The sequence below is a fragment of the Tepidibacter formicigenes DSM 15518 genome (assembly GCF_900142235.1).
In the GTDB taxonomy this organism is placed as follows: domain Bacteria; phylum Bacillota; class Clostridia; order Peptostreptococcales; family Peptostreptococcaceae; genus Tepidibacter; species Tepidibacter formicigenes.
The window spans coordinates 39,583-61,077 of record NZ_FRAE01000006.1 but is presented as its reverse complement, the minus strand read 5'-3'; the positions used below and the strand labels follow the sequence as shown (position 1 = coordinate 61,077).

Below are 21,495 nucleotides of genomic sequence, written 5' to 3'. Positions count from 1 at the left end.
TTATAAAGGGGAGATATTTATGTTAGATATGTCAGCTTTAATTTATCCAGCTATTATTGTTGGAGTTATTTTAATTTTAATTATGGGATTTTTATCTATGTGGAAGAAGGTTCCACAAGATAAGGCTAGAGTTGTAACTGGTCTTAAAAAGAGAGTAATATCTGGGGGGGGTGGACTTGTTATTCCGCTTCTAGAGAGAACAGATATTATTTCCTTGGAAAATATGAAAATAGAAGTAAGAACAGATGGGGCATTAACAGAAGAAGGCGTTGAAATTATTGTAGATGGTGTGACTGTTGTAAAGGTAAAATCAGATGAAGAATCGATTTTATCAGCCATGGAGCAGTTTAATACAGGTAATGAAAAAGAAACAATAGAAAGAATTAAAGTAACGTCTAAGGATGTTTTAGAAGGTAAGCTTCGTGAAATTATATCTACAATGACTGTTGAAGAAATCTATAAAAATAGAGAAAAATTCACAGCTCAAGTTCAAGAGGTTGCAGCAGTAGATCTTGCTCAAATGGGGCTTGAAATTAAAGCCTTTACAATTCGTGATATAGCAGATAATCATGATTATTTAAATAGTTTGGGTAAGAAAAGAATTGCCGAAGTTAAAAGAGATGCAGAAATTGCTCAGGCAAAGGCAAAATCTGAAACTGAAATTAAAAAAGCTGAAGCCGAAAGAGATGCTAAAATACAAACTGCTATAGCATTTAAAGAAGGGGAAAGAGCAAGACTTGAATCTGAAACTGAAATAGCTGAATTTAGTAAGAATAAAGAATTGAAAGTTCAATCATATAGACAAGAACAGCAAGTTAAAAAGGCACAAGCAGACCTTGCTTATGAAATTGAGCAAAATAAAGTTAAAAAAGAAGTTGTAGAAACTGAAATGGAAGTTAAACTTTTAGAAAAAGATAAGTCAATTGAAATTGCAGATAAAGAATCTTTAAGAATAGAAAGAGAACTTGATGCAAAAGTTAAAAAACAAGCAGATGCAAATAAATATGAAGCAGAAAAGCGTGCTGAAGCTGAAAATTACAAGCAAATTAAAGATGCACATGCAAGAGCTGAAGCTATAAAACTTGAAGGTCAAGCAAGAGCAGAAGCCAAAAGACTTGAAGGGCTTGCTGAAGTTGAAATTATAAAAGAAAAGGGAAAAGCAGAAGCAGAGGCTATGCGTGAAAAAGCTCAAGCATTCAAAGAATATAATGAAGCAGCTGTTATTCAAATGCTTGTTGAAAAATTACCTGAAATTGCTTCAAGTATTGCAACTCCACTTTCTAAAACTGAAAAAATTGTTATTGTTGATAATGGAGGAGAAGGAAAGGGAGCTTCTAAAGTATCTGGATATATAACAGATATTATGGCACAAGTTCCTGAAGCAGTAGAAGCTTTAACAGGAGTAAATATAATGGATATGGTAAAAAATAAATTTGATAGTAATACTTCTTATGTAGAAACAATAGAACCTATAAAAACTATGGAAGATATAAAGAAGTACGAAGAAGTAAAAGAAAATAATAAAGAAAAAGCAAATGCATAAAAATTGGTGATTAAAAATCGCCAATTTTTTGTTTTTTTAAATTAAATAAAGAAATTGAATATACTAAAAGTATAAAATTCTAATTAAAGTTAAGGAAGATGTTATTATGGATAATGATAAATATTCAATTAAATTTGTAACTTATAATATACATAGTGGGAAAAATTATTGGATGAAGCCTACTCTAAATGAAATAATAAAGTATTTAAAAAGAGAAAATCCAGATATAATTTCGGTTCAAGAAGTTAATGAAAGTAAAAAAAGAGGATTTCAGGTTAGCCAAATACAAGAGGCTTTAAATTACAACTTTCACTTTGGAGCAAATGTAAAAAAAACTAACTTAAATTATGGAATAGCAACATTTTCTTCATTTCCCATTATAGAAAAAAACATATATTTTTACCTAGCAAAATAGAGCAAAGGGGATTAATTCATACTATTATACAAATAAAAGATAAAAAATTAAGCGTATTAAATACCCATCTAGGGTTAAGTTCTAAAGAAAGAGCTAAGCAATTTAATGTAATTAACGAATATATAGAATCTATAGAACAACCGTATATCTTAGCAGGAGACTTAAACACAACTAATCCAAAATTAAATAGTAATTATTTAATAGATACGGGAAAAGAAATGAATAAAGAAAATTTATCTACTTTTATGCTTTTAAATAAAAGAATAGACTATATATTTACTTCTAAAGAGTTAGAAGTATTAAAGTATGATGTTTATCCTGTTTATATGTCAGATCACTACCCTGTATTTGTACAGTTAAAACTGTAAAAAACTGAAGATGGGTGAATGCTTGCTCTTTTTTTAGGGTTTAAATTTATGTATTTATAATGTATAATTTTGTTAAAAGCGTAAAACTAGGGGGGAATATGGAAAAAATATTAAGCTTAGCTAAACAAAAAGATCTTTATGGATATTTTATTTCCGCTAAGGATATCGTGATTGAAAATAGAGTATATTTAAAGTGTGCTTATGGATGTAAGGATTTTGGTAAAAGGCTTAATTGTCCACCACATTGTATATCAATAGATGAATTTAAGAAAATATTGAGTGAATATGAAAAAGGGATTATTTTAATAGAGAAATATAGTATAAGTAAAAATGATGATATTTCTAAAGTATGGGATGATATAAGAAAGAAAAGTTTTAAGAAGATGCTAGAAATTGAAAAAATTGCTTTTAATGAAGGATATAGTTTTGCATATCTTTTAAGACCAGGTTCTTGTAATGAATGTGAAAGATGTCCTCAAAGATGTATAAAGCCTCATATGAGAAGATTTTCACCAGAAGCAGTAGGAGTTAATTTAACTAAAACCCTTCAGAATATTAATATTAGTATAAATTATAGTGATTACAAGGTTATAAATTTAGTAGGTATATTGTTATTAGATTAAATTTTAAATTTAAAAAATAAAAAAAGAAAAAGGATTTCCTAAGAAAATGTCGAAATAGTATATATGTTGGCTTTTAACTAATGATAATAAGGAGGGAACACATGAAAAAAAGAGCATTGATACCTGTATTTGCTGCATTTATGGCATTAACATTAAATGTATCTCATCCTTTTGCAAATACTTATAAAAAAGCAGAAATAACAGCTACTATTTTAAATGTGAGAAGTGAAAATAATACAAGTTCTAATATAATATCAAAATTAAGTGAAGGAGATCAGGTTCCAATTGTTGAAATAAAAGACGGATGGTATAAAATAAAATTAGATAATGGAAATGAAGGCTGGATTAGTAGTGAATATACACAGGAGAAACAAACAATAGGGGTTGTAAATGGAAATAATGTAAATCTTAGAGAAGGAAATAGTCTTGAAAGTCCTGTTATAGGAACTTTAAATACTGGAAATGAAGTTGAAATATTAGATAAAACTTCGGATTGGTATAAAGTAAAAGTTAATGAACAAGTGGGGTATATATATAATTCTTTTATTAATATAAAACAAGAAAATAAAGCTGTATCAAGAGGAGACAATAGAATTAGTAAAGTATATGAAGTTGCTAGTAGTAAATTAGGTAAAAAATATGTTTGGGCTGCTAGTGGACCTGATACTTTTGATTGTTCAGGTTTTACAATGTATGTATATAAAACAGCATTAGGAGTAGATCTTCCTCATAGCTCAAGATCTCAAAGTAGTGTTGGAACAAGTGTATCAAAAGATGAATTAAAATTAGGGGATTTAGTATTCTTTGATACAAGTAGAGATGGTAAGATAAATCATGTAGGTATTTACATAGGTGATGGAAATTTTATACATGCATCATCAGCAAAAGCAAAAGTTATGACATCAAATTTAAATGAAGGGTATTATTTAAAAACATATAAATGTGCAAGAAGGGTTTCGGAATAAAAAAAGTGGCTTATTTGCCACTTTTTTTCATATTATTATAAGCACTTATTACTTTTTTTACATAATTTTGCGTTTCTTTAAATGGAGGAATTCCTCCATACTTATCTACATTTCCAGGACCTGCATTATATGAGGCTAAAGCTAGATTTATATTTTTATACTTCTTAAGAAGATCATCTAGATACTTTGTACCTCCCATTATATTTTCCTTAATATCATAGGGGTTATTAACACCTAAAGACTTAGCAGTACTAGGCATTAGTTGCATAAGCCCCATGGCTCCTTTATATGATTTAGCATTTGGATTAAAGCTTGACTCTACATTTATTACTGATTTTATCAAATCTTTATCCACTCTATATTTTTTAGAAGCCTCTTCTATTATACTTTCTATATCTTCGTTTTTTATAGTTTCAGTTTTATTAATTTTTTCTTCAAGAATATTATTAAACTCAGTATTTTCTTTATTATTATTTTTTTTGATTTTTATAGGAATTCTATTTTCAATTTCTCTTATTTTATCTAGATAAATTTGTTTTACTAAATTATTCATAATACTACTCCTTAATTAGTAATATTTTTTATACTTATATTATATAAATAATATATATACTAGTAAATAGGGAGGAGTTACTAATGAATAAGATAAGAAAGAAAAAAAATGTATTTATATTTATTTTGTTTGTATTAGTACCGCTTTTAGCATGTTTCACATCAAAATTAATATTTTTAAATTTAAACAGAGACAAGCTTATAAATGCAGTAAAAATAGAAAATAACAATAAAAATATTCGTTATTTAGATTCGTTTATAATATACTCTATACAAGTAGGGTCTTTAAGTGATTATGAAAAGGTTAAACTTGTAAAAAAGGATTTAGATGAAAATTTAATACCTAATTATGTTTTAAAAAAGGAAGGTACATATAAAATATATAGTTATACACTTTTAGATGAAAATCATATAAGAAATCTTTTAGGTGGGATTAAGGAAAACTATACTGATGCTTTTATATCTAAAATAAAAGTTTCTGGAATAAATTTAGAATATACTGGAAAATATTCTTATATGGATGATATCTATAAAGAATTAAAATTAATGAATGATAATATGAAAAAAGAATCTAAATTCTGGTATGAGTATACTATGGGAACATCTAAATATGAAAACTATATTAATATTATAAATGAAAGAAAAAAGATAGTAGATTCATTAACAAAAAATATTGAAAATATACAAGATAAAAATATAGAAAATTTCAAAAATAAATTAAGTGAATTTTGCGAAAAGTATGCAAAGCACATAGAAGAAATAAATGAAAATCTTGGAAATAACAATATGTATTCCTGTGAAAAGCTTTTTTTATCGGGAATGTTTGACTATTATAACTTTATAAATACACTAAAAAATATAAATTAAAAAAGATTTTAAAAAGAGCTAAAATTTTAGCTCTTTTTTATGATTTATCATAAAATCTTAATTTAATTATGTTAATTATTTAATTTTTAGGACTTTATAAAAAAAATGTAGTATACTATATTATGAAATTATTTTCATGTTAATATTTGTTTTTTATATTTATAGTTATTTAATAAATATTTATACTTATATTATGAGGTGGGTATAATTTATTGTAAGGAGGTAATATGAATGACGCTCTTAACTTTTAAAGGTGGAGTTCATCCGCCACACAGAAAAAAATATACAGAGAATATACAATTAGAAAGAGCAAAAGATCCTGCTACTCTTTATATACCTCTTCAACAGCATATAGGTGCTCCATGTAAGCCTATTGTAAAAGTTGGAGATAAAGTTAAAGTAGGTCAAAAAATAGGAGAACCACAAGGATTTGTTTCTTCACCTGTACATAGTTCGGTATCAGGAACAGTAAAATCTATAAAGGAGTGTCCAACACCTGGTGGAAGTTCTTTATGCATAATAATTGAAAACGATTTCTTAAACGAAGCACATGAAAGCGTTGTCCCTAAAGGGGATATAGATTCTCTAAGCGCTCAGGAAATTTTAGAAATAATAAAAGAGGCTGGAATAGTTGGTATGGGTGGAGCTACATTTCCAACTCATGTAAAGCTGTCTCCTCCAAAGGATAAAAAAATAGATACAGTTATATTAAATGGTGCAGAATGTGAGCCATACTTAACAGCAGACCACAGACTTATGCTTGAAAGTCCAGAAGATGTAGTTTATGGACTTAAGGCTATTATGAAGGTTTTAAATGTTGAAAATGGATATATAGGAATTGAAGATAATAAACCGGATGCAATAGAGGTTATGAAAAAAGCCGCTCAAAATGAAAAAAATATAGAGGTTGTATCTTTAAGAACTAAATATCCCCAAGGAGCTGAAAAACAGCTTATATATGCTTGTACAAAAAGAGAAGTTCCATCTGGAGGACTTCCTATGGATGCGGGAGTTGTTGTAAATAACGTAGGAACAGCAGCACAGATTGCTCAAACAATAAAAACTGGAATGCCTTTAGTTGAAAGGATAACTACAGTTACAGGAAGTGCTATAAAAAATCCTAAAAATTTAATAATTAAAGTTGGAACACTATTTGAAGAAATAATAAATCAATGTGGAGGCTTTAAAGAAGAACCAGGAAAGGTAATAATGGGAGGACCTATGATGGGTCTTACACAATATACACTTGAGGTACCTGTAACAAAAGGAGCTTCAGGAATACTATGTCTTAACAAAAAAGATGCAACTTTACCAAAGCCTAAAAATTGTATAAGATGTGGAAAATGTGTTGATATATGTCCAGCATTTTTACAACCACTCTATATAAGTGCACATTCTTTAAAATATAATTTTGATAAAGCTGAAGAGTATAGAGCCCTTGATTGCATAGAATGTGGGTCATGTTCATTTATTTGTCCATCTAAAAGACCACTTCTTCAATCAATAAGGGTTGCAAAAAGAGAAATAATAGCTAAAAAGAGAAAGCAAAACAAATAGAAGGAGGTAAGATAATGGGTACAAAACTTATAATATCATCTTCTCCTCATTTAAGATCTAATGAAGATACTTCAACTATAATGAGGGATGTTGTAATAGCATTGCTTCCAGCAACCATAGCTTCTATTTACTATTTTAGAATGGGAGCTGTAACAGTAATATTATCTGCATTAATTGGTGCTGTTTTAGCAGAAGCAATAACTCAAAAGCTTATGGGTAAAGAAATAACTATAAATGACTGGTCTGCTATTGTTACAGGACTTTTACTTGCATTTAATATACCAGCATCAGCGCCATGGTGGTTACCTTTTGTAGGATCTGTGTTTGCAATTGTTATTGTAAAACAGGTATTTGGTGGAATAGGTCATAATTTTATGAATCCAGCACTTGCTGCTCGTGCAATGCTACTTGCTTCTTGGCCTGTTGAAATGACAAGTTGGGTAACTCCAGGACCTGATGCAGTATCTACAGCAACTCCTCTTGCTATAGTTAAAGGGGTAGAAGCGGTAGGAACTGCAAAACCAAGTATTTTTGATCTTTTAATAGGAAACATCGGAGGATGTATAGGAGAAACATCTGCACTACTTTTAATAATTGGTGGAATATATCTTATTTATAGAAGAGTAATAACTTATATAATACCTGTATACTATATAGGAACTGTATTTGTATTAACATTTTTGTTTGGTGGATTTGATTTAAGTAATTCTATTTATCACTTATTTGCAGGGGGATTAATGATTGGTGCTTTTTATATGGCAACAGATTACGCTTCGTCACCTGTAACATATAAAGGTCAAATTATATATGCAGTAGGATGTGGTGTATTAACTACAGTTATAAGACTATGGGGAGGATACCCAGAAGGAGTTTCTTATTCAATACTTTTAATGAATGTAGCAGCACCACTTATTGATAAATATACAAGCCCTAAAGTATTTGGGGAGGTGGCTAGATAATGAAAGAAATAGCAAAACTTGGGATAATTCTTTTGATAATAACATCAATATCGGCGGTAGTTCTTGGATTTACTAATAACGTAACACTACCAGCTATAGAAAAACAAAATGAACTTGCAAATATTGAAGCTCGTAAACAAGTACTACCAGAAGCAAAAGATTTTAAACCTTTTGAAGAAAATATAGATTCATCTATGGTTATAGAAGTATACAAAGGACTAGATGGAAGCGATATTGTTGGATATACAATAAAAACTGCTCCAAAAGGATATGCTGGAGTAGTTGAAGTTATGATAGGAATTGGAACTGATGGAACTATTCATGGAGTAAGTATAGGAAATCATGCAGAAACTCCAGGACTTGGAGCAAAAGCTGCGAATGAAGAATTTAAAGGTCAATATAAAGGAAAAAGTGTAGACAAAAATATAGAAGTTATAAAAAACCCAGGGCCTAAAGAAAATGAAATTGTTGCAATATCTGGTGCTACTATAACTTCAAAAGCAGTTACTGATGGTGTTAATGAAGCAATGAGAGTATATAACGAAATTTTAAAATAGGTTGGAGGTGAAAATATGAAATTAGGAAAAATATTCAAAAATGGAATTATAAATGAAAATCCAGTATTCGTACAAGTTTTAGGTATGTGTCCAACTTTGGGGGTTACAACTTCAGCTGAAAATGGAATGGGAATGGGACTTGCAACAACTGCAGTTTTAATATGTTCAAATTTAGTTATATCATTAGTTAGAAAATTTATACCTTCTAAAATAAGAATCCCAGCATTTATTGTAGTTATAGCTACATTTGTTACTATGGTAGGAATGCTTTTAAAAGCTTATCTTCCTGCTCTTGATTCAAAGTTAGGATTATTTATTCCTCTTATAGTTGTTAACTGTTTAATACTAGCAAGAGCTGAAAGCTTTGCTTCTAAAAATAGACCAGTAGAATCAATAGTAGATGGAATGGGAATGGGACTTGGATTTACTGTATCTCTTACAGTGCTTGGAATGGTAAGGGAATTGTTTGGAAATGGAACTATATTTAACATTTCATTATTTGGTAGTGCTTATAAACCAGCACTTATAATGATATTACCTCCAGGAGCATTTTTAGCATTAGGGTTACTTCTTGCAATGATTAATAAAATTGCTGATAAGAAAGCTAGTTAGGAGGGAATTTAGATGAAAATATTTTTGATATTAGTAAGTTCTATACTTGTAAATAACTTTGTTTTATCGAGATTCTTAGGAATCTGTCCATTCCTTGGAGTTTCTAAAAAAGTTGAAACTGCAGTTGGAATGGGTATGGCGGTTACTTTTGTTATGACACTTGCATCTATAATAACTTATTTTGTTCAGTATTATGTATTAGAACCCTTAGGAATACAATTTTTACAAACTATTGCATTTATACTTGTAATTGCATCTTTAGTTCAGTTTGTTGAAATGGTAATTCAAAAGGTAAGTCCAACATTATATCAAGCATTAGGAGTTTTTTTACCACTTATAACTACTAACTGTGCAGTTTTAGGGGTTGCTATAATCAATATAGATAATAGCTATAATTTAATTGAAACAATAACAAATGGACTTGGAGCTGCTATTGGTTTTACTCTTGCTATAGTATTATTTGCCGGAATAAGAGAAAGACTTGAAATTGCAGATGTACCAGAAAGCTTTAAAGGGTTTCCAATTGCTCTAATAACAGCAAGTCTTATGGCTATAGCATTTTTAGGATTTACAGGATTAGTTTAGGTAGGAGGTGAAGAATATGTCTTTAATATTAAATTCAGTTATTAGTTTAGGTGCCATGGGTCTTATGTTCGGCTCTGGACTTGCATATGCTTCTAAAAAGTTTGCAGTAGAGGTAGATTCAAGGGTTGAAGCAATAAATGAAGCCTTACCTGGGGCTAACTGTGGAGGTTGTGGTTATCCTGGCTGTGGAGGGCTTGCTAATGCTATAGTAAATGGAGAAGCTCCAATAAATGCATGTCCTGTAGGAGGAAGCGAGTGTGCAGCAAAAATTGGAGAAATAATGGGAGTAGTTGCAGAAGATGGAGAAAAGCAAGTAGCAAAGGTTATATGTAAAGGTACTTGTAATAATGCAAAAGATAAAAGTGAATATTATGGTATAAACGACTGTAGAGCAGCAGCTTTAGTATCTGGTGGATCTAAGTCTTGTCAATATGGATGTTTAGGACTTGGAACATGTGTAAATGTATGTCAATTTGGTGCTATTACTATAAAAGATGGTATAGCACATATAGATAAGGACAAGTGTGTTTCTTGTGGTAAATGTATAGAAGTTTGTCCAAAAGCTGTAATTGATTGGGTTCCATATAGTCAAGAGGTAGTTGTAGAATGTAACAGTAAAGAGTTCGGAAAAGATGTAAAATCTAAATGCGCTGTTGGATGTATAGGATGTCAAATATGTGTAAAATCGTGTCCTTTTGGAGCTATAACTTTTGAAAATAATTTAGCAAAAATTGATTATTCAAAATGTACACAATGTATGGTTTGTGTAGAAAAGTGCCCTACTAAAGCTATATCAGGAGAAGTCAACAATAGAAAAAAAGCCTTTATAGAAGAAGAAAAATGTGTTGGTTGTACTATATGTAAAAAGAAGTGTCCAGTTGATGCTATAGAAGGAGAACTTAAACAAAAACACAGTGTAATAGAAGAAAAATGTATAGGCTGTGGAGTATGTTTTGAGAAATGTCCAAAAGATGCTATAAAATTAAAATAAAAGGTAAAAATATAAGGTGTGGTATTTACCACACCTTATTGTGTTTTTGATTTTTAAGTGATAAACTAATTAAGGGTAGCAGTATATAAAGAGGTGATTTTATGAAGATTATATTAGCATCATCCTCTCCTAGGAGAAGGGAGTTGCTTTTAAATTTAAATTTAAAGTTTAAAGTTATAAAAAGTGAAGTTAAGGAATCTGTTGATATAAATAGTAATCCAAAAACAGTAGCGATGAGTCTGGCTTTTCAAAAAGCATTAGATGTGGCTAATAAAGTAGAAGAAAGTGAAATAGTTATTGGAGCTGATACAATAGTTGTATTTGATAATGAAATACTTGGAAAGCCTAATGATGAAGAAGATGCTTTTAACATGATTAAAAAATTGTCTGGGAAATATCATGAAGTAATAACAGGAATTAGTGTAATTAGACTTTCTGATAATAAAAAAGTAGTAGATTGTGAAATTACAAAGGTAAAAATGAAAGATATTGATGATTATAAAATAAGAAGGTACATAGATACAAAAGAGCCAATGGATAAAGCAGGATCATACGGAATACAAGGATATGGATCTTTGCTAGTTGAAAAAATAGAAGGAGACTATTTTAGTGTAGTTGGGCTTCCTGTTGCAAAATTAGAAGAAATTTTATCTAGACATTTTGGTATAAATATTATATAAACTTAGGAGGAAGATATATGGGTCAAGTAAAAAAAATGTCTATTAAAGAAATGGCCCTAGATGAAAGACCTAGAGAGAAAATGATTTTAAAAGGAGCAAAATATCTATCTAATCCTGAACTTTTAGCTATACTTTTAAGATCAGGAAATAAAGATATGTCTGCAATTGATCTTGCAAATTACATAATAAATATGGATAAGTCAGAGGGAATAAGAAGTCTTTGCAACATTACTATAGAAGAACTTAGTAAAATAAAAGGAATAGGAAATGCTAAGGCTTGTCAAATATTAGCATCAATAGAATTAGGCAAAAGAATTGCAAAGTCTATTCCTAGAGATAAATTTAAAATAAATAGTCCAGATGATATAGCAAGTGTATATATGGAGGAGCTTAGATATTTAAAAAAAGAGGTTTTTAAAATAGTTCTTTTAAATACAAAAAATGAAATAATATCTGATATAGAAATTTCTGTAGGATCTTTAAACTCATCAATAGTTCATCCTAGGGAAGTTTTTATTGAAGCAATAAGAAGGAGTGCAAATAAAATCATTCTTATGCACAATCATCCTTCAGGTTATGTAGAGCCGAGTAAAGAAGATAAAAATATTACTAAAAGGCTTGTTGATGGAGGAAAAATACTAGGAATAGATATTATAGATCATATAATTATTGGAGATGGTATATACTTTAGCTTTAAAGAAAAAGCGTTAATGTAGGAAGGAGAAAGTATAATGAAAAAAACTAAAAAGACTAAACAAAAAAAGACAAGTTTTTTCGATATGATTTCAAAAGATATGGGAATAGATTTAGGAACAGCTAACACTTTGGTATATGTAAGAGGAAATGGTATAGTAGTAAGGGAACCTTCGGTTGTAGCTATAAGAGATGATAATAAAGAAGTTTTAGCTGTTGGAGAAGAAGCTAAAAAAATGATAGGAAGAACTCCGGGGAATATTATAGCAATAAGACCTATGAAAGATGGAGTAATTGCTGACTTTGATGTAACTCAAAGTATGCTTAGATATTTTATAAAAAAAGCATATCCTAAAAAAGCTTTAATTAGTCCAAGGATTGCTGTGTGTGTTCCATATGGAGTAACAGAAGTAGAAAAAAGGGCTATAGAAGAAGCAGCACGTCAAGCCGGAGCAAGAGATGCATACCTAATAGAAGAACCAATGGCAGCAGCTATTGGAGCAGGACTCAAAGTTGAAGAACCTGATGGAAATATGGTAGTAGATATAGGTGGAGGTACAAGTGAAATAGCAGTTATATCACTAGGTGGTATAGTTACTGCTAAATCAATTAGAGTAGGTGGAGACGAGTTTGATGAATCAATAGTTAATTATGTAAAAAAAGAATATAATCTTATGATTGGAGAAAGAACGGCAGAAGAAGTAAAAATAAAAATAGGATCTGCTTTTAAAGAAGAAAAAGAAGAAAAGCTAGATATAAGAGGAAGAGACTTAGTTTCAGGGCTTCCAAAAACTATAAATATTACATCTTCTGAAGTAAGGGAAGCTTTAAAAGAGCCTATTACTATTATAGTAGATGGAATAAAAGCAACTCTTGAAAGAACTCCACCTGAACTTGCAGCTGATATAATGGAAAATGGTATAATGCTTACAGGAGGAGGAGCACTTTTAAAAGGGCTTGATAAATTAGTTAAAGAAGAAACAGGTATGCCTGTATATATTGCAGAAAATCCTCTTGATTGTGTAGCAATAGGAACTGGAAAATCGGTAGAAGATAAGGAAATTTTCAATAAAGTTCTTATGTATGGAAGAAAAGGTTAAGAGATGGTGATAGGGTGAGAAGCAAAAGAAAAAAGAAAAATAATTTAAATAAAGAAGTGATAGTAGTTGTTTTAATTACTATCACTCTACTTGTAATTATAGGGATATCTATTAAAGGAAATATAAATAATTATATACCAAATACTGTTTTAGATTTTATTTCTCCCATTCAAAGAGGAATAAATAAGATTTTTACAATTACTAGTGAAAATGTTTCAGGCATAATAAACTATAGAAGTAATCTTAAAAAGATTGAAGAGTTATCTAAAGAAAATGAAGAATTAAAGAAAAAAATAATAGATATAGATTTGAAAAGAGATGAGCTAGGTTCTTTAGGAAAATTAAAAAAATCTTTAAATTACATAAGTGAAGATTATGATAAAAATTATGTAAGTGCATCTGTAGTAAGTAAAAATGATGGGAATTGGTACACTACTTTTACTATTTCTGCAGGTAAAAAAGATGGTGTGATTAAGGATAGTATAGTAATTTGTGGAGAAGGTCTTGTAGGAAAAGTATATGAGGTTTCAGATAATTACTCAAAGGCTATTTCATTACTTAATAATAAGTCTGCTGTAAGCTTTGAAGTTTTGAGAAAAGGAGAATATACAGGAGTTATTAGTCAGAATATATCTATAGATTCTAGTGAAAATTTTGGAGGATATTTAAAAGGTTATTTATTTGATATAAAATATGAAGTAGTTCCTGGTGATATAATAATAACATCAGGTATAGGAATTTATCCTAAGGGAATACCACTAGGAGAGGTAGAAAAAGTAATAGAGGATAAAAATAATTTATTAAAATATATTAAGGTAAAACCTTATGTTAATTTTAAGAAAGTAGATAAGGTTTTAATTATAAGACCTAGAATCATAGAGTAAAGAGGGAATTTTAGATGAAAAATTTTATACTAGTAGTTTTAGGAATAACAGTGGTTATATTAGAAAATAGTGTTTTAAATTATATCGACATATTTAGTTTAAGTATAAATATGTCGATTATATATATAAGTATTATTTCCTTGTTTTTAAAACGAAATCAAGGGGCTTTTATAGGTTTAATAGTAGGTCTTTTTAAAGATATCTTAGTAGGTAGGTTTTTGGGAGTAAATGCTGTTTTATTTTTTCTGATTGGATATATATATGGTATATTACAGGATAAAATTTTTAAAGACAATTCTATAACTATAGTAATTTTAATTTTTTTCTCTAGTATTTTCGAATCTTCTATAAATTTTATCTTTTTTAAAAGCTTTTTTGGAAGTGATAAAATCATATTTTCAATTTATAAAGGTTTTATAGTTATACCTCTTTTAAATGTTATAGTAGCTTTATTTGTACATAGATTTTTAATTAATTTTGTAAAAAAACTAAACAATATTTAGTGGTGATTGTGATGAAAAATAAAAAATTTGAAGATAGATTTGATGTTCTTAAATTTGCCTTTATAATAGTATTTTCTATAATTGTTTTAAAAGTTAGTTATATGACAGTTATAAAAGGTGAAGATTATTATGAGCAGGCTCAAAATAAAGTATATAAAAAAATACCAATAGAAGCACCTAGAGGTGAGATAAGAGATAGATATGGAAGATTGCTTGCAGGAAATAGACCATCTTTTACAGTTCAATTATCAAAAGATGAAATAGAAAAAGCTGACCCTAATGAAATAGCTGATAAAGTAATAAAAATATTAGAACAAAATGGAGAAAAATATATAGATGAATTTCCTATAATAATAGCAGAAAATGGGGATTATTATTATACTTATGATAAATCAATATATGAATGGAAACAAAAAAATAATATACCTCTAATCTATAGTGCAGAGGAAAGTTTTTATGAAATTGTAGATAGATTAATTAATGAAGGTATACTTAATGTAGACAAAGATACTGATAAGTTTGAACTTCAAAAATTATTAAATGAACATGGATATTATCCTCCAATATACGTATCTAAGTGGAAATTTGCAGAAGAAGTTAAAAAAGAGCAGTGGTTATATAGGTATAAAATAAAAGAAGAAAATATTAGTGCAAAAGATGCATTTCAAAGGATTAGAGAGTATTATGAAATTCCAGATGAATTAATTGATTATGAGGCAAGAAAAATACTTTTAGTTAGAGATTTACTAAAATCTCAAGGGTACTTACAATATCAACCTATAAAGCTTGCGCTTGATGTGAGCAAAGAAACTGTATCAAAAATAGAGGAACTTGCTATGGAACTTCCGGGAGTTAGTATAGAAACAGAGCCTATAAGATATTATCCAAATGGAAATTTTGCTTCTCATATATTAGGTCAGATAGGTAAGATATCACAGCAAAATGAAATAGACACTTATATAAAAGAAAAAGGTTATAGTATAAGTGATATGATTGGTAAAACTGGTATAGAAAAGAAATATGAAGAAAAACTTCATGGAGAAAAAGGATATAAAAAGGTAGAAGTTGATGCATATGGAAGGCTTATTAGAAAAATAGATATGAAGGCCCCTACATCAGGTGACACTATATATTTAACTATTGATAAGGATTTACAAGAAGTGGCAGAAAATTCCTTGAAAAATGTTTTAAAGACAATACAAGTAGGAGGAGTTTATGAAAGTCCTTGGGGGAATTATAAGCTTAGAGATAGTAAGAAAATATACAATAAAGCAACATCAGGTGCGGTTGTAGCTCTTCATGTTAAAACTGGAGAAGTATTAGCCATGGCAACTTATCCAGACTATGACCCTAATGATTTTTCTACGGGTATAACTAGTCAAGAAATGGGAAAATATCTTCCTAAAAATAAAAATGACCCACTAGCAGCTAAACCACTTTATAATATAGCAACAATGACTTCGGTTCAGCCTGGATCAACTTTTAAGATGATAACAGGTCTTGCCGCTATTGAAAATGGGCTTAATCCTAATTATAAAATTAATGCTAAGGGAAGAATAATGCTTGGAAATAAATCATTTGGATGTTGGATATGGAATGATCATAGAGGAAGTCATGGACCTACAGACTTATATAGAGCATTAGAGCAATCTTGTAACTATTACTTTTATTCTGTGAGTGTTGGATATGATTATGGAAGCAACAAGCCTCTTCCTGTAAGAATGAGTGTAGAAGAGGTTTTAAAATATGCAAGATTATTTGGGCTTGATGAAAGAACTGGAATAGAAATAGAAGAAATACCAGGAAGAGTTCCAAATCCTGAAGCTAAACTTAAAAATACAAAAAGGTCTTTGGAATATGCTTTAAATAGAAAATTAAAAAATTATTTTGAAGATATAACTAATAAAGATAAAGAAGAATACGAAAAAAGAATAAAAGAAATAGTAAATTGGACAGAAGAAAATCCAAGTAGAGGAACTATTTTAAAAAGACTGAAACAATTAAAGATAAAAGAAGACAAAATAGGTGAAGTTGCAGATCTTGTAAAATACAGCTATTTTAATCAAGCAAAGTGGAAAACAGGAGACACTTTTAACTTATCAATAGGACAAGGAGCACATGCTTATACGCCACTTCAAATGGCAAATTATATTTCAGGTTTAGTAAATGGAGGATATAAAAATAAAGTTACAATAGTGGATAAAATAGAATCTTATGATAAAATGAAAGTAGAAAAAACTAAAAGAGAAAGAGAAAGAATACCATTAAAGAAATATGATAATTTAGAAGAAATAAAAAAAGGAATGCTTAGAGTTACTCAGCAAGGAACAGCTAAAAGGGTTTTTGGTAATTTTCCAATTAAAGTTGGAGCAAAAACAGGAACAGCTCAAAAAAGTGGAAGAATTCCTACTGACAATGAGGAAGAATATCTAATAACTCATATGGCAAGCTTTGGGGTAAATTCTAATGAAGCTTTAGCTCTTGCAGATAAATATGAAAAAGAAGACAAAAGTAAAAAAAGCAGAGATTATTATATAAGAAAAGCATTGTTTGAACTAAATCCGCGCTTAACATATGACCAGATAAATAGATTTAAAGATACTTATGATAACTTTGCTTGGTTTGTATCATTTGCTCCATATGAAGACCCAGAAATAGCTGTTGTATCTTTAATATTTCAAGGGGGTCATGGAGGATATGCAGCTCCTATAGCTAGAGATATAATGGCAGAGTATTTTGGACTTACAAAAGATAAAAATGAAGAAGATATAAAGGAAGAATTAAAACTAGTAGAAGAATTGAAAAGATAAAGAAGGATTTATTTAGTTTTTGAAGAATTTAAGAATATATAGTCTTTTGGAGGAGTAAGTATGGCTTTAGGAGAGGTTATAGAATTTAAAGGAAATAAGAAAGTAGTATTGCCTAAAGAAGGTAGTATAGAATTTAAAGGAAGTAAAAAAGGATTAGTTATCAACATAAAAGAATGTAATGAATTTGAGAAAGTAAAAGAAGAACTTGTTGAAAAAATAGGGCGCGCAGGAAGATTTTTTAAAGGTGCAAAGATTGCATCAATAAATAGCACAACATTGAATGATATAGAAATATTACATCTTAAGGATATAATAACATCAAAATTTGAAGTTGAATTTTTAGAAGAAAAGGAAGAAGAAAATAAAGCTATATTTGAAGGAATAAATGAAGGTCCAACTAAGTTTGTAAAAAGTACTATACGATCTGGAACTAAGATCGAATTTAAAGGAAATGTAGTAATAATTGGAGATATAAATCCAGGAGGTCAGGTAATAGCTTATGGGAATATAGTAATAATGGGATCCTTAAGAGGTGTTGTACATGCAGGAGCTAATGGCAATAGAAATGCTTTTGTTGCAGCATATAATTTAGACCCTATGCAGCTTAGAATTGCAGATATAATAGCTATAGCCCCAGAAGAGAATTTTAAAAAGCCAAATTATCCTGAAATTGCATTTATAAAGGATGATTATATAATTATAGAGCCATATTTAAGTAAAAAATAGTCAATATGCACGAATGGGGGTAGTTTTATGAGTGAAGTTATAGTAATTACATCTGGAAAAGGCGGAGTTGGAAAAACAACAACAACTGCTAACCTAGGAACAGCACTTAGTCTTTCTGGCAAAAAAACTGTAGTAGTAGATGCAGATATTGGACTTAGAAATTTAGATGTTGTTATGGGACTTGAAAATAGAATTGTCTATGATATTGTTGATGTAGTTGAAGGAACATGTAGATTAAAACAAGCTTTAATAAAGGATAAAAGATTTGAGAACCTCTATCTTTTACCTGCAGCTCAAACAAGAGATAAGAATGCAGTTTCACCAGAGCAAATGAAAAAATTATGTGAAGACTTAAAAAAGTCATTTGAATATGTATTAATAGATTGTCCTGCAGGAATTGAGCAGGGATTTAAAAATGCAATAGCTGGAGCAGATAGAGCAATAGTTGTTACAACACCTGAAGTTTCAGCTGTTAGAGATGCAGATAGAATTATAGGGCTTCTTGAAGCAAATGAGATAAATGATCCGCTACTTATCATAAATAGAATAAGACTTGAAATGGTAAAACGTGGAGATATGATGGATATGGAAGATATAATAGATATTTTAGCTATAGATTTAATAGGCGTTGTTCCTGATGATGAGAGTATAATAATATCTACTAATAGAGGAGAACCAGCTGTAACAGATAATAAATCATTAGCTGGGCAAGCATACAGAAATGTATCAAAAAGAATAATGGGAGAAGAAATTCCTTTCTTAAATATAGAAACACAAGATTCTTTTATGAATAAATTAAAAAAAATATTTGGACTTGCTAAATAGGGGTGGTAGCAATGCTTGATTTATTTAAGATGTTTGGGAATGAATCTAAAACAAGCAAAAATGTAGCAAAAGAAAGACTAAAGCTAGTGTTAGTACATGATAGAGTTGACTGTTCTGCTAAATTTTTAGATATGATAAAAGGAGATATAATAAAGGTTATATCTGAATATATTGAGATAGATGAAAATGGTTTAGAAGTTAAAATGGCAAAATCTAGGAATAGAGATGGAGATATGCCTATATCTGCATTGGTTGCAAATATTCCTATAAAAAAATTAAAAGAAAGAGCAAGATGATAATATAAATATTGGGGAGTCCTAAGGCGGATTTCCCAATATTTTTCAGTAGGTGATAAATTATGAATATTCATATTAAGATGTTTAAAGATATTGATTGGATATTAGTTTTTACTGTCATATTTATATTCCTTGTAGGAATGGTTGTCATTAGTAGTGCAACTCATGTAAATGATTCAGGAAGTTTTAGACAGTTGCAGGTTCAGGCTATATCATTTATTATTGGTATAATAGTAATATTTTTTATACTTTTAATAGATTATAACAAATTAGGAAAATATTATAAGGAGATATATATATTAAATGTATTGTTATTGCTTGCAGTATATATTCCAGGTCTTGGAGTATCTATTGCGGGAGCAAAGTCTTGGATTAAGCTTGGGCCAATAACTATTCAAACTTCAGAAATTGTGAAATTAGGTTTTATATTAAGTTTTGGAAAATTTTTAGAAGATAAAAAAGATAAACTAAATACATTTAAAGATTTAGTTCCTATTATTATTTATTCTGGACCTATATTACTTCTTATTTTAAAGCAGCCAGATTTAGGATCTGCAATTGTATTTATGTCTATAATATTTGGAATGACTTTTATTACAGGATTAAATGCTAAGATAATAGGATATGGATCATTAGGCGCAGTTCTTTCAGTGCCAATAATTTATAAATTTTTAAAGCCTCATCAAAGAGTTAGAATAGATGCATTTTTACATCCAGGAGACCCTAAATATGAAGGAAATTTCCAAGTTATTCAATCTATGATAGCAATAGGATCAGGGAAAATATTCGGAAAAGGGCTTTTTAAAGGAACTCAAAATCAATATAATTTCCTTCCGGTTCAAGAAACGGATTTTATATTTGCTGTTCTTGGTGAAGAACTTGGACTTATTGGGGCTGCTGTTTTAGTTTTGTTGTTTTTATTATTTTTAAACAGAATATTAAAAATAGCTAAGAATGCAAAAGATTTTTATGGTTCTCTTATAACCATAGGCGCTTTATTTATGTTTTTATACCAAATTGTTCAAAATATAGGAATGGCTATAGGACTGATGCCAGTAACAGGAGTAACTCTTCCTTTTGTAAGCTATGGTGGAAGCTCGTTGGTTACTAGTATGATGGCTTTAGGACTTATATTAAATGTTTCAATGAGAAGAAAAAAGATAAATTTTTAGAAGGGGATGTAAAATATGAATATAGCATTAATTGCACATGATGAAATGAAAGAAACGATGGTGCATTTTACATTAGCATATAAAGATATATTAAAAAATTATAATTTATATGCAACAGGAACAACTGGAAAAAAGATTCAAGAAGCTACACAGCTTGAAATAAACAGATTTTTATCAGGTCCTTTAGGAGGAGATCAACAAATAGGAGCTAAAATTGCTGAAGAAGATATGGATTTAGTAATTTTTTTAAGAGATCCACTAGCTGCTCAGCCTCATGAACCAGATATACAAGCATTAATTAGACTTTGTGATGTACATTATGTTCCTATTGCTACAAATTTAGCTACAGCAGAGATTTTTATAAAAGCGCTTCAAAGAGGAGATTTAGATTGGAGAAGTGTAAGGAAAAAAGGTTTATTTAAATAATAAATTAGATTTTAAAATGCTTATGTTATTCTAAAATTTTAGAATAACATAAGCATTTTTTGCATATAAAAAATTTTAAAGCATATATAGTATTAGAAAGTAAAATAAGAATTTAGCAGTTACATAAATAGAGGTGCAAGGAAAAGGGTAATCTTTAATTGCTAAGGAGAAGAACCTCCGATATTGAAGATGAAGGGTTTCTTTGCCGAAAGGCTATACTGGTTCTTAAGTATAGTCTTGGGGGTAGGGTGCAATACTTTATCACTGCCATATATGTTATGGTGTGCTATTTATGTAGTGAAAATTAAGATTTTCATTGCATAAGTAGCTTTTTATATTTGTCTAAAAAGCACTGAAAATCTTCAGTGCTTTTAAATTTTATACAAATTTTAAAGGGGGATAAGAATGAAAGCTTTGATAAGAGTTAGAATGAGCCAAAGTGATTGCCATTATGGAGGAAATTTAGTTGATGGAGCTAAAATGCTTCAGTTATTTGGTGATGTAGCAACAGAGCTTTTGATAAAAAATGATGGAGATGAAGGTCTTTTTAGAGCATATGATTCAGTAGAATTTTTAGCTCCCGTATATGCAGGAGATTATATAGAAGCAGAGGGAGAAATAATTGAAGAGGGAAATACATCAAGAAAAATGATATTTGAAGCTAGAAAGGTTATAGTTCCAAGACCAGATATAAATGATTCAGCTGCGGATGTTTTAGATAAGCCAGTAATTGTATGTAAAGCAAGTGGAACATGTGTAGTTTTAAAGGATAGAAAAAGAAGATAG

The 21,495-nt window shown here is 29.4% G+C and carries 25 protein-coding genes and 1 riboswitch; of the genes, 24 read left to right on the top strand and 1 reads right to left on the bottom strand.

What is annotated here, in order from left to right:
* Positions 1-19: 19 nt before the first annotated feature.
* The 5 genes from BUA77_RS01330 (at position 20) to BUA77_RS01315 (ending at position 3,914) form a co-directional block, all read left to right on the top strand.
* Entirely contained in the window at positions 20-1,543 is a 1,524-nt protein-coding gene (locus BUA77_RS01330; RefSeq protein WP_330389948.1) for a flotillin family protein, read from the top strand.
* Positions 1,544-1,649: 106 nt separating this feature from the next.
* Complete coding sequence (locus BUA77_RS13330; protein WP_084605384.1) at positions 1,650-1,958, top strand: endonuclease/exonuclease/phosphatase family protein; 309 nt, start codon at positions 1,650-1,652, stop codon at positions 1,956-1,958.
* A complete protein-coding gene (locus tag BUA77_RS14635; RefSeq protein ID WP_084605382.1) occupies positions 1,904-2,326 on the top strand; it encodes an endonuclease/exonuclease/phosphatase family protein in 423 nt (140 codons plus the stop codon). Before BUA77_RS13330 ends, BUA77_RS14635 begins: the two co-directional genes overlap by 55 nt.
* Positions 2,327-2,424: 98 nt before the next feature.
* The gene (locus BUA77_RS01320; RefSeq protein ID WP_084605380.1) at positions 2,425-2,949 is read left to right on the top strand and encodes a DUF2284 domain-containing protein; all 525 of its coding nucleotides are present in this window, start codon (positions 2,425-2,427) and stop codon (positions 2,947-2,949) included.
* A 101-nt stretch (positions 2,950-3,050) separates the two neighbouring features.
* Positions 3,051-3,914: a C40 family peptidase gene (locus tag BUA77_RS01315; RefSeq protein WP_072886608.1), complete on the top strand. Its 864-nt coding sequence runs from the start codon at positions 3,051-3,053 to the stop codon at positions 3,912-3,914.
* A gap of 10 nt (positions 3,915-3,924) precedes the next feature.
* Here the strand turns inward: BUA77_RS01315 and BUA77_RS14520 are convergent, their stop codons facing one another.
* Entirely contained in the window at positions 3,925-4,467 is a 543-nt protein-coding gene (locus BUA77_RS14520; RefSeq protein WP_072886607.1) for a lytic transglycosylase domain-containing protein, read from the bottom strand.
* Positions 4,468-4,550: 83 nt separating this feature from the next.
* On the opposite strand from BUA77_RS14520, the gene BUA77_RS01305 reads away from it, so the two are divergent.
* From BUA77_RS01305 to kal, 19 genes are all read left to right on the top strand, one after another.
* On the top strand, positions 4,551-5,333 hold the full coding sequence (locus BUA77_RS01305) for a hypothetical protein (RefSeq protein WP_072886606.1): 783 nt from the start codon (positions 4,551-4,553) through the stop codon (positions 5,331-5,333).
* 231 nt (positions 5,334-5,564) lie between these two features.
* Positions 5,565-6,890: an electron transport complex subunit RsxC gene (gene rsxC / locus BUA77_RS01300; protein ID WP_072886605.1), complete on the top strand. Its 1,326-nt coding sequence runs from the start codon at positions 5,565-5,567 to the stop codon at positions 6,888-6,890.
* A gap of 14 nt (positions 6,891-6,904) precedes the next feature.
* Positions 6,905-7,849, top strand: coding sequence for an RnfABCDGE type electron transport complex subunit D (locus BUA77_RS01295; RefSeq protein ID WP_072886604.1), 945 nt, complete (start codon positions 6,905-6,907; stop codon positions 7,847-7,849).
* Positions 7,849-8,406, top strand: a complete 558-nt coding sequence (locus BUA77_RS01290) for an RnfABCDGE type electron transport complex subunit G (RefSeq protein WP_072886603.1) — start codon at positions 7,849-7,851, stop codon at positions 8,404-8,406. The genes BUA77_RS01295 and BUA77_RS01290 overlap by 1 nt, the downstream gene beginning before the upstream one ends.
* Before the next feature lie 15 nt (positions 8,407-8,421).
* Entirely contained in the window at positions 8,422-9,018 is a 597-nt protein-coding gene (rsxE, locus tag BUA77_RS01285; RefSeq protein WP_072886602.1) for an electron transport complex subunit RsxE, read from the top strand.
* Positions 9,019-9,030: 12 nt separating this feature from the next.
* Positions 9,031-9,603 (top strand): electron transport complex subunit RsxA, encoded by a 573-nt coding sequence (gene rsxA / locus BUA77_RS01280; protein WP_072886601.1) that lies wholly within the window; start codon positions 9,031-9,033, stop codon positions 9,601-9,603.
* 16 nt (positions 9,604-9,619) lie between these two features.
* Entirely contained in the window at positions 9,620-10,594 is a 975-nt protein-coding gene (rnfB, locus tag BUA77_RS01275; RefSeq protein ID WP_072886600.1) for an RnfABCDGE type electron transport complex subunit B, read from the top strand.
* Between the two features lie 101 nt (positions 10,595-10,695).
* The gene (locus BUA77_RS01270; protein ID WP_072886599.1) at positions 10,696-11,274 is read left to right on the top strand and encodes a Maf family protein; all 579 of its coding nucleotides are present in this window, start codon (positions 10,696-10,698) and stop codon (positions 11,272-11,274) included.
* Between the two features lie 17 nt (positions 11,275-11,291).
* Complete coding sequence (radC, locus tag BUA77_RS01265) at positions 11,292-11,990, top strand: RadC family protein (protein ID WP_072886598.1); 699 nt, start codon at positions 11,292-11,294, stop codon at positions 11,988-11,990.
* Between the two features lie 15 nt (positions 11,991-12,005).
* On the top strand, positions 12,006-13,067 hold the full coding sequence (locus BUA77_RS01260) for a rod shape-determining protein (RefSeq protein WP_072886597.1): 1,062 nt from the start codon (positions 12,006-12,008) through the stop codon (positions 13,065-13,067).
* A gap of 14 nt (positions 13,068-13,081) precedes the next feature.
* The gene (gene mreC / locus BUA77_RS01255; RefSeq protein ID WP_072886596.1) at positions 13,082-13,951 is read left to right on the top strand and encodes a rod shape-determining protein MreC; all 870 of its coding nucleotides are present in this window, start codon (positions 13,082-13,084) and stop codon (positions 13,949-13,951) included.
* Between the two features lie 14 nt (positions 13,952-13,965).
* Positions 13,966-14,454, top strand: coding sequence for a rod shape-determining protein MreD (gene mreD, locus BUA77_RS01250; RefSeq protein WP_072886595.1), 489 nt, complete (start codon positions 13,966-13,968; stop codon positions 14,452-14,454).
* A gap of 11 nt (positions 14,455-14,465) precedes the next feature.
* Positions 14,466-17,264: a penicillin-binding transpeptidase domain-containing protein gene (locus BUA77_RS01245; RefSeq protein ID WP_072886594.1), complete on the top strand. Its 2,799-nt coding sequence runs from the start codon at positions 14,466-14,468 to the stop codon at positions 17,262-17,264.
* Between the two features lie 60 nt (positions 17,265-17,324).
* A complete protein-coding gene (gene minC, locus BUA77_RS01240; protein WP_084605376.1) occupies positions 17,325-17,990 on the top strand; it encodes a septum site-determining protein MinC in 666 nt (221 codons plus the stop codon).
* A 27-nt stretch (positions 17,991-18,017) separates the two neighbouring features.
* On the top strand, positions 18,018-18,815 hold the full coding sequence (gene minD, locus BUA77_RS01235; RefSeq protein ID WP_072886593.1) for a septum site-determining protein MinD: 798 nt from the start codon (positions 18,018-18,020) through the stop codon (positions 18,813-18,815).
* Positions 18,816-18,826: 11 nt separating this feature from the next.
* A complete protein-coding gene (gene minE / locus BUA77_RS01230; protein ID WP_072886592.1) occupies positions 18,827-19,111 on the top strand; it encodes a cell division topological specificity factor MinE in 285 nt (94 codons plus the stop codon).
* A gap of 62 nt (positions 19,112-19,173) precedes the next feature.
* A complete protein-coding gene (gene rodA / locus BUA77_RS01225; protein WP_072886591.1) occupies positions 19,174-20,283 on the top strand; it encodes a rod shape-determining protein RodA in 1,110 nt (369 codons plus the stop codon).
* 15 nt (positions 20,284-20,298) lie between these two features.
* A complete protein-coding gene (gene mgsA, locus BUA77_RS01220; RefSeq protein ID WP_072886590.1) occupies positions 20,299-20,709 on the top strand; it encodes a methylglyoxal synthase in 411 nt (136 codons plus the stop codon).
* A 120-nt stretch (positions 20,710-20,829) separates the two neighbouring features.
* Positions 20,830-21,006, top strand: a riboswitch (Lysine riboswitch).
* A gap of 108 nt (positions 21,007-21,114) precedes the next feature.
* On the top strand, positions 21,115-21,495 hold the full coding sequence (kal, locus tag BUA77_RS01215; RefSeq protein WP_072886589.1) for a 3-aminobutyryl-CoA ammonia lyase: 381 nt from the start codon (positions 21,115-21,117) through the stop codon (positions 21,493-21,495).

Excerpts from the sequence above, each read along its gene's own strand:
- rsxE (WP_072886602.1), top strand. The coding sequence starts at position 8,422 with ATGAAATTAGGAAAAATATTCAAAAATGGAATTATAAATGAAAATCCA.
- BUA77_RS01295 (WP_072886604.1), top strand. The coding sequence starts at position 6,905 with ATGGGTACAAAACTTATAATATCATCTTCTCCTCATTTAAGATCTAAT.
- minE (WP_072886592.1), top strand. The coding sequence starts at position 18,827 with ATGCTTGATTTATTTAAGATGTTTGGGAATGAATCTAAAACAAGCAAA.
- BUA77_RS01315 (WP_072886608.1), top strand. The coding sequence starts at position 3,051 with ATGAAAAAAAGAGCATTGATACCTGTATTTGCTGCATTTATGGCATTA.
- minC (WP_084605376.1), top strand. The coding sequence starts at position 17,325 with ATGGCTTTAGGAGAGGTTATAGAATTTAAAGGAAATAAGAAAGTAGTA.
- BUA77_RS01305 (WP_072886606.1), top strand. The coding sequence starts at position 4,551 with ATGAATAAGATAAGAAAGAAAAAAAATGTATTTATATTTATTTTGTTT.
- BUA77_RS01260 (WP_072886597.1), top strand. The coding sequence starts at position 12,006 with ATGAAAAAAACTAAAAAGACTAAACAAAAAAAGACAAGTTTTTTCGAT.
- BUA77_RS01320 (WP_084605380.1), top strand. The coding sequence starts at position 2,425 with ATGGAAAAAATATTAAGCTTAGCTAAACAAAAAGATCTTTATGGATAT.
- BUA77_RS14520 (WP_072886607.1), bottom strand. The coding sequence starts at position 4,467 with ATGAATAATTTAGTAAAACAAATTTATCTAGATAAAATAAGAGAAATT.
- mreD (WP_072886595.1), top strand. The coding sequence starts at position 13,966 with ATGAAAAATTTTATACTAGTAGTTTTAGGAATAACAGTGGTTATATTA.
- minD (WP_072886593.1), top strand. The coding sequence starts at position 18,018 with ATGAGTGAAGTTATAGTAATTACATCTGGAAAAGGCGGAGTTGGAAAA.
- kal (WP_072886589.1), top strand. The coding sequence starts at position 21,115 with ATGAAAGCTTTGATAAGAGTTAGAATGAGCCAAAGTGATTGCCATTAT.
- rodA (WP_072886591.1), top strand. The coding sequence starts at position 19,174 with ATGAATATTCATATTAAGATGTTTAAAGATATTGATTGGATATTAGTT.
- BUA77_RS01245 (WP_072886594.1), top strand. The coding sequence starts at position 14,466 with ATGAAAAATAAAAAATTTGAAGATAGATTTGATGTTCTTAAATTTGCC.
- rsxA (WP_072886601.1), top strand. The coding sequence starts at position 9,031 with ATGAAAATATTTTTGATATTAGTAAGTTCTATACTTGTAAATAACTTT.
- radC (WP_072886598.1), top strand. The coding sequence starts at position 11,292 with ATGGGTCAAGTAAAAAAAATGTCTATTAAAGAAATGGCCCTAGATGAA.
- mgsA (WP_072886590.1), top strand. The coding sequence starts at position 20,299 with ATGAATATAGCATTAATTGCACATGATGAAATGAAAGAAACGATGGTG.
- BUA77_RS01330 (WP_330389948.1), top strand. The coding sequence starts at position 20 with ATGTTAGATATGTCAGCTTTAATTTATCCAGCTATTATTGTTGGAGTT.
- BUA77_RS01270 (WP_072886599.1), top strand. The coding sequence starts at position 10,696 with ATGAAGATTATATTAGCATCATCCTCTCCTAGGAGAAGGGAGTTGCTT.
- BUA77_RS13330 (WP_084605384.1), top strand. The coding sequence starts at position 1,650 with ATGGATAATGATAAATATTCAATTAAATTTGTAACTTATAATATACAT.
- BUA77_RS01290 (WP_072886603.1), top strand. The coding sequence starts at position 7,849 with ATGAAAGAAATAGCAAAACTTGGGATAATTCTTTTGATAATAACATCA.
- rsxC (WP_072886605.1), top strand. The coding sequence starts at position 5,565 with ATGACGCTCTTAACTTTTAAAGGTGGAGTTCATCCGCCACACAGAAAA.
- rnfB (WP_072886600.1), top strand. The coding sequence starts at position 9,620 with ATGTCTTTAATATTAAATTCAGTTATTAGTTTAGGTGCCATGGGTCTT.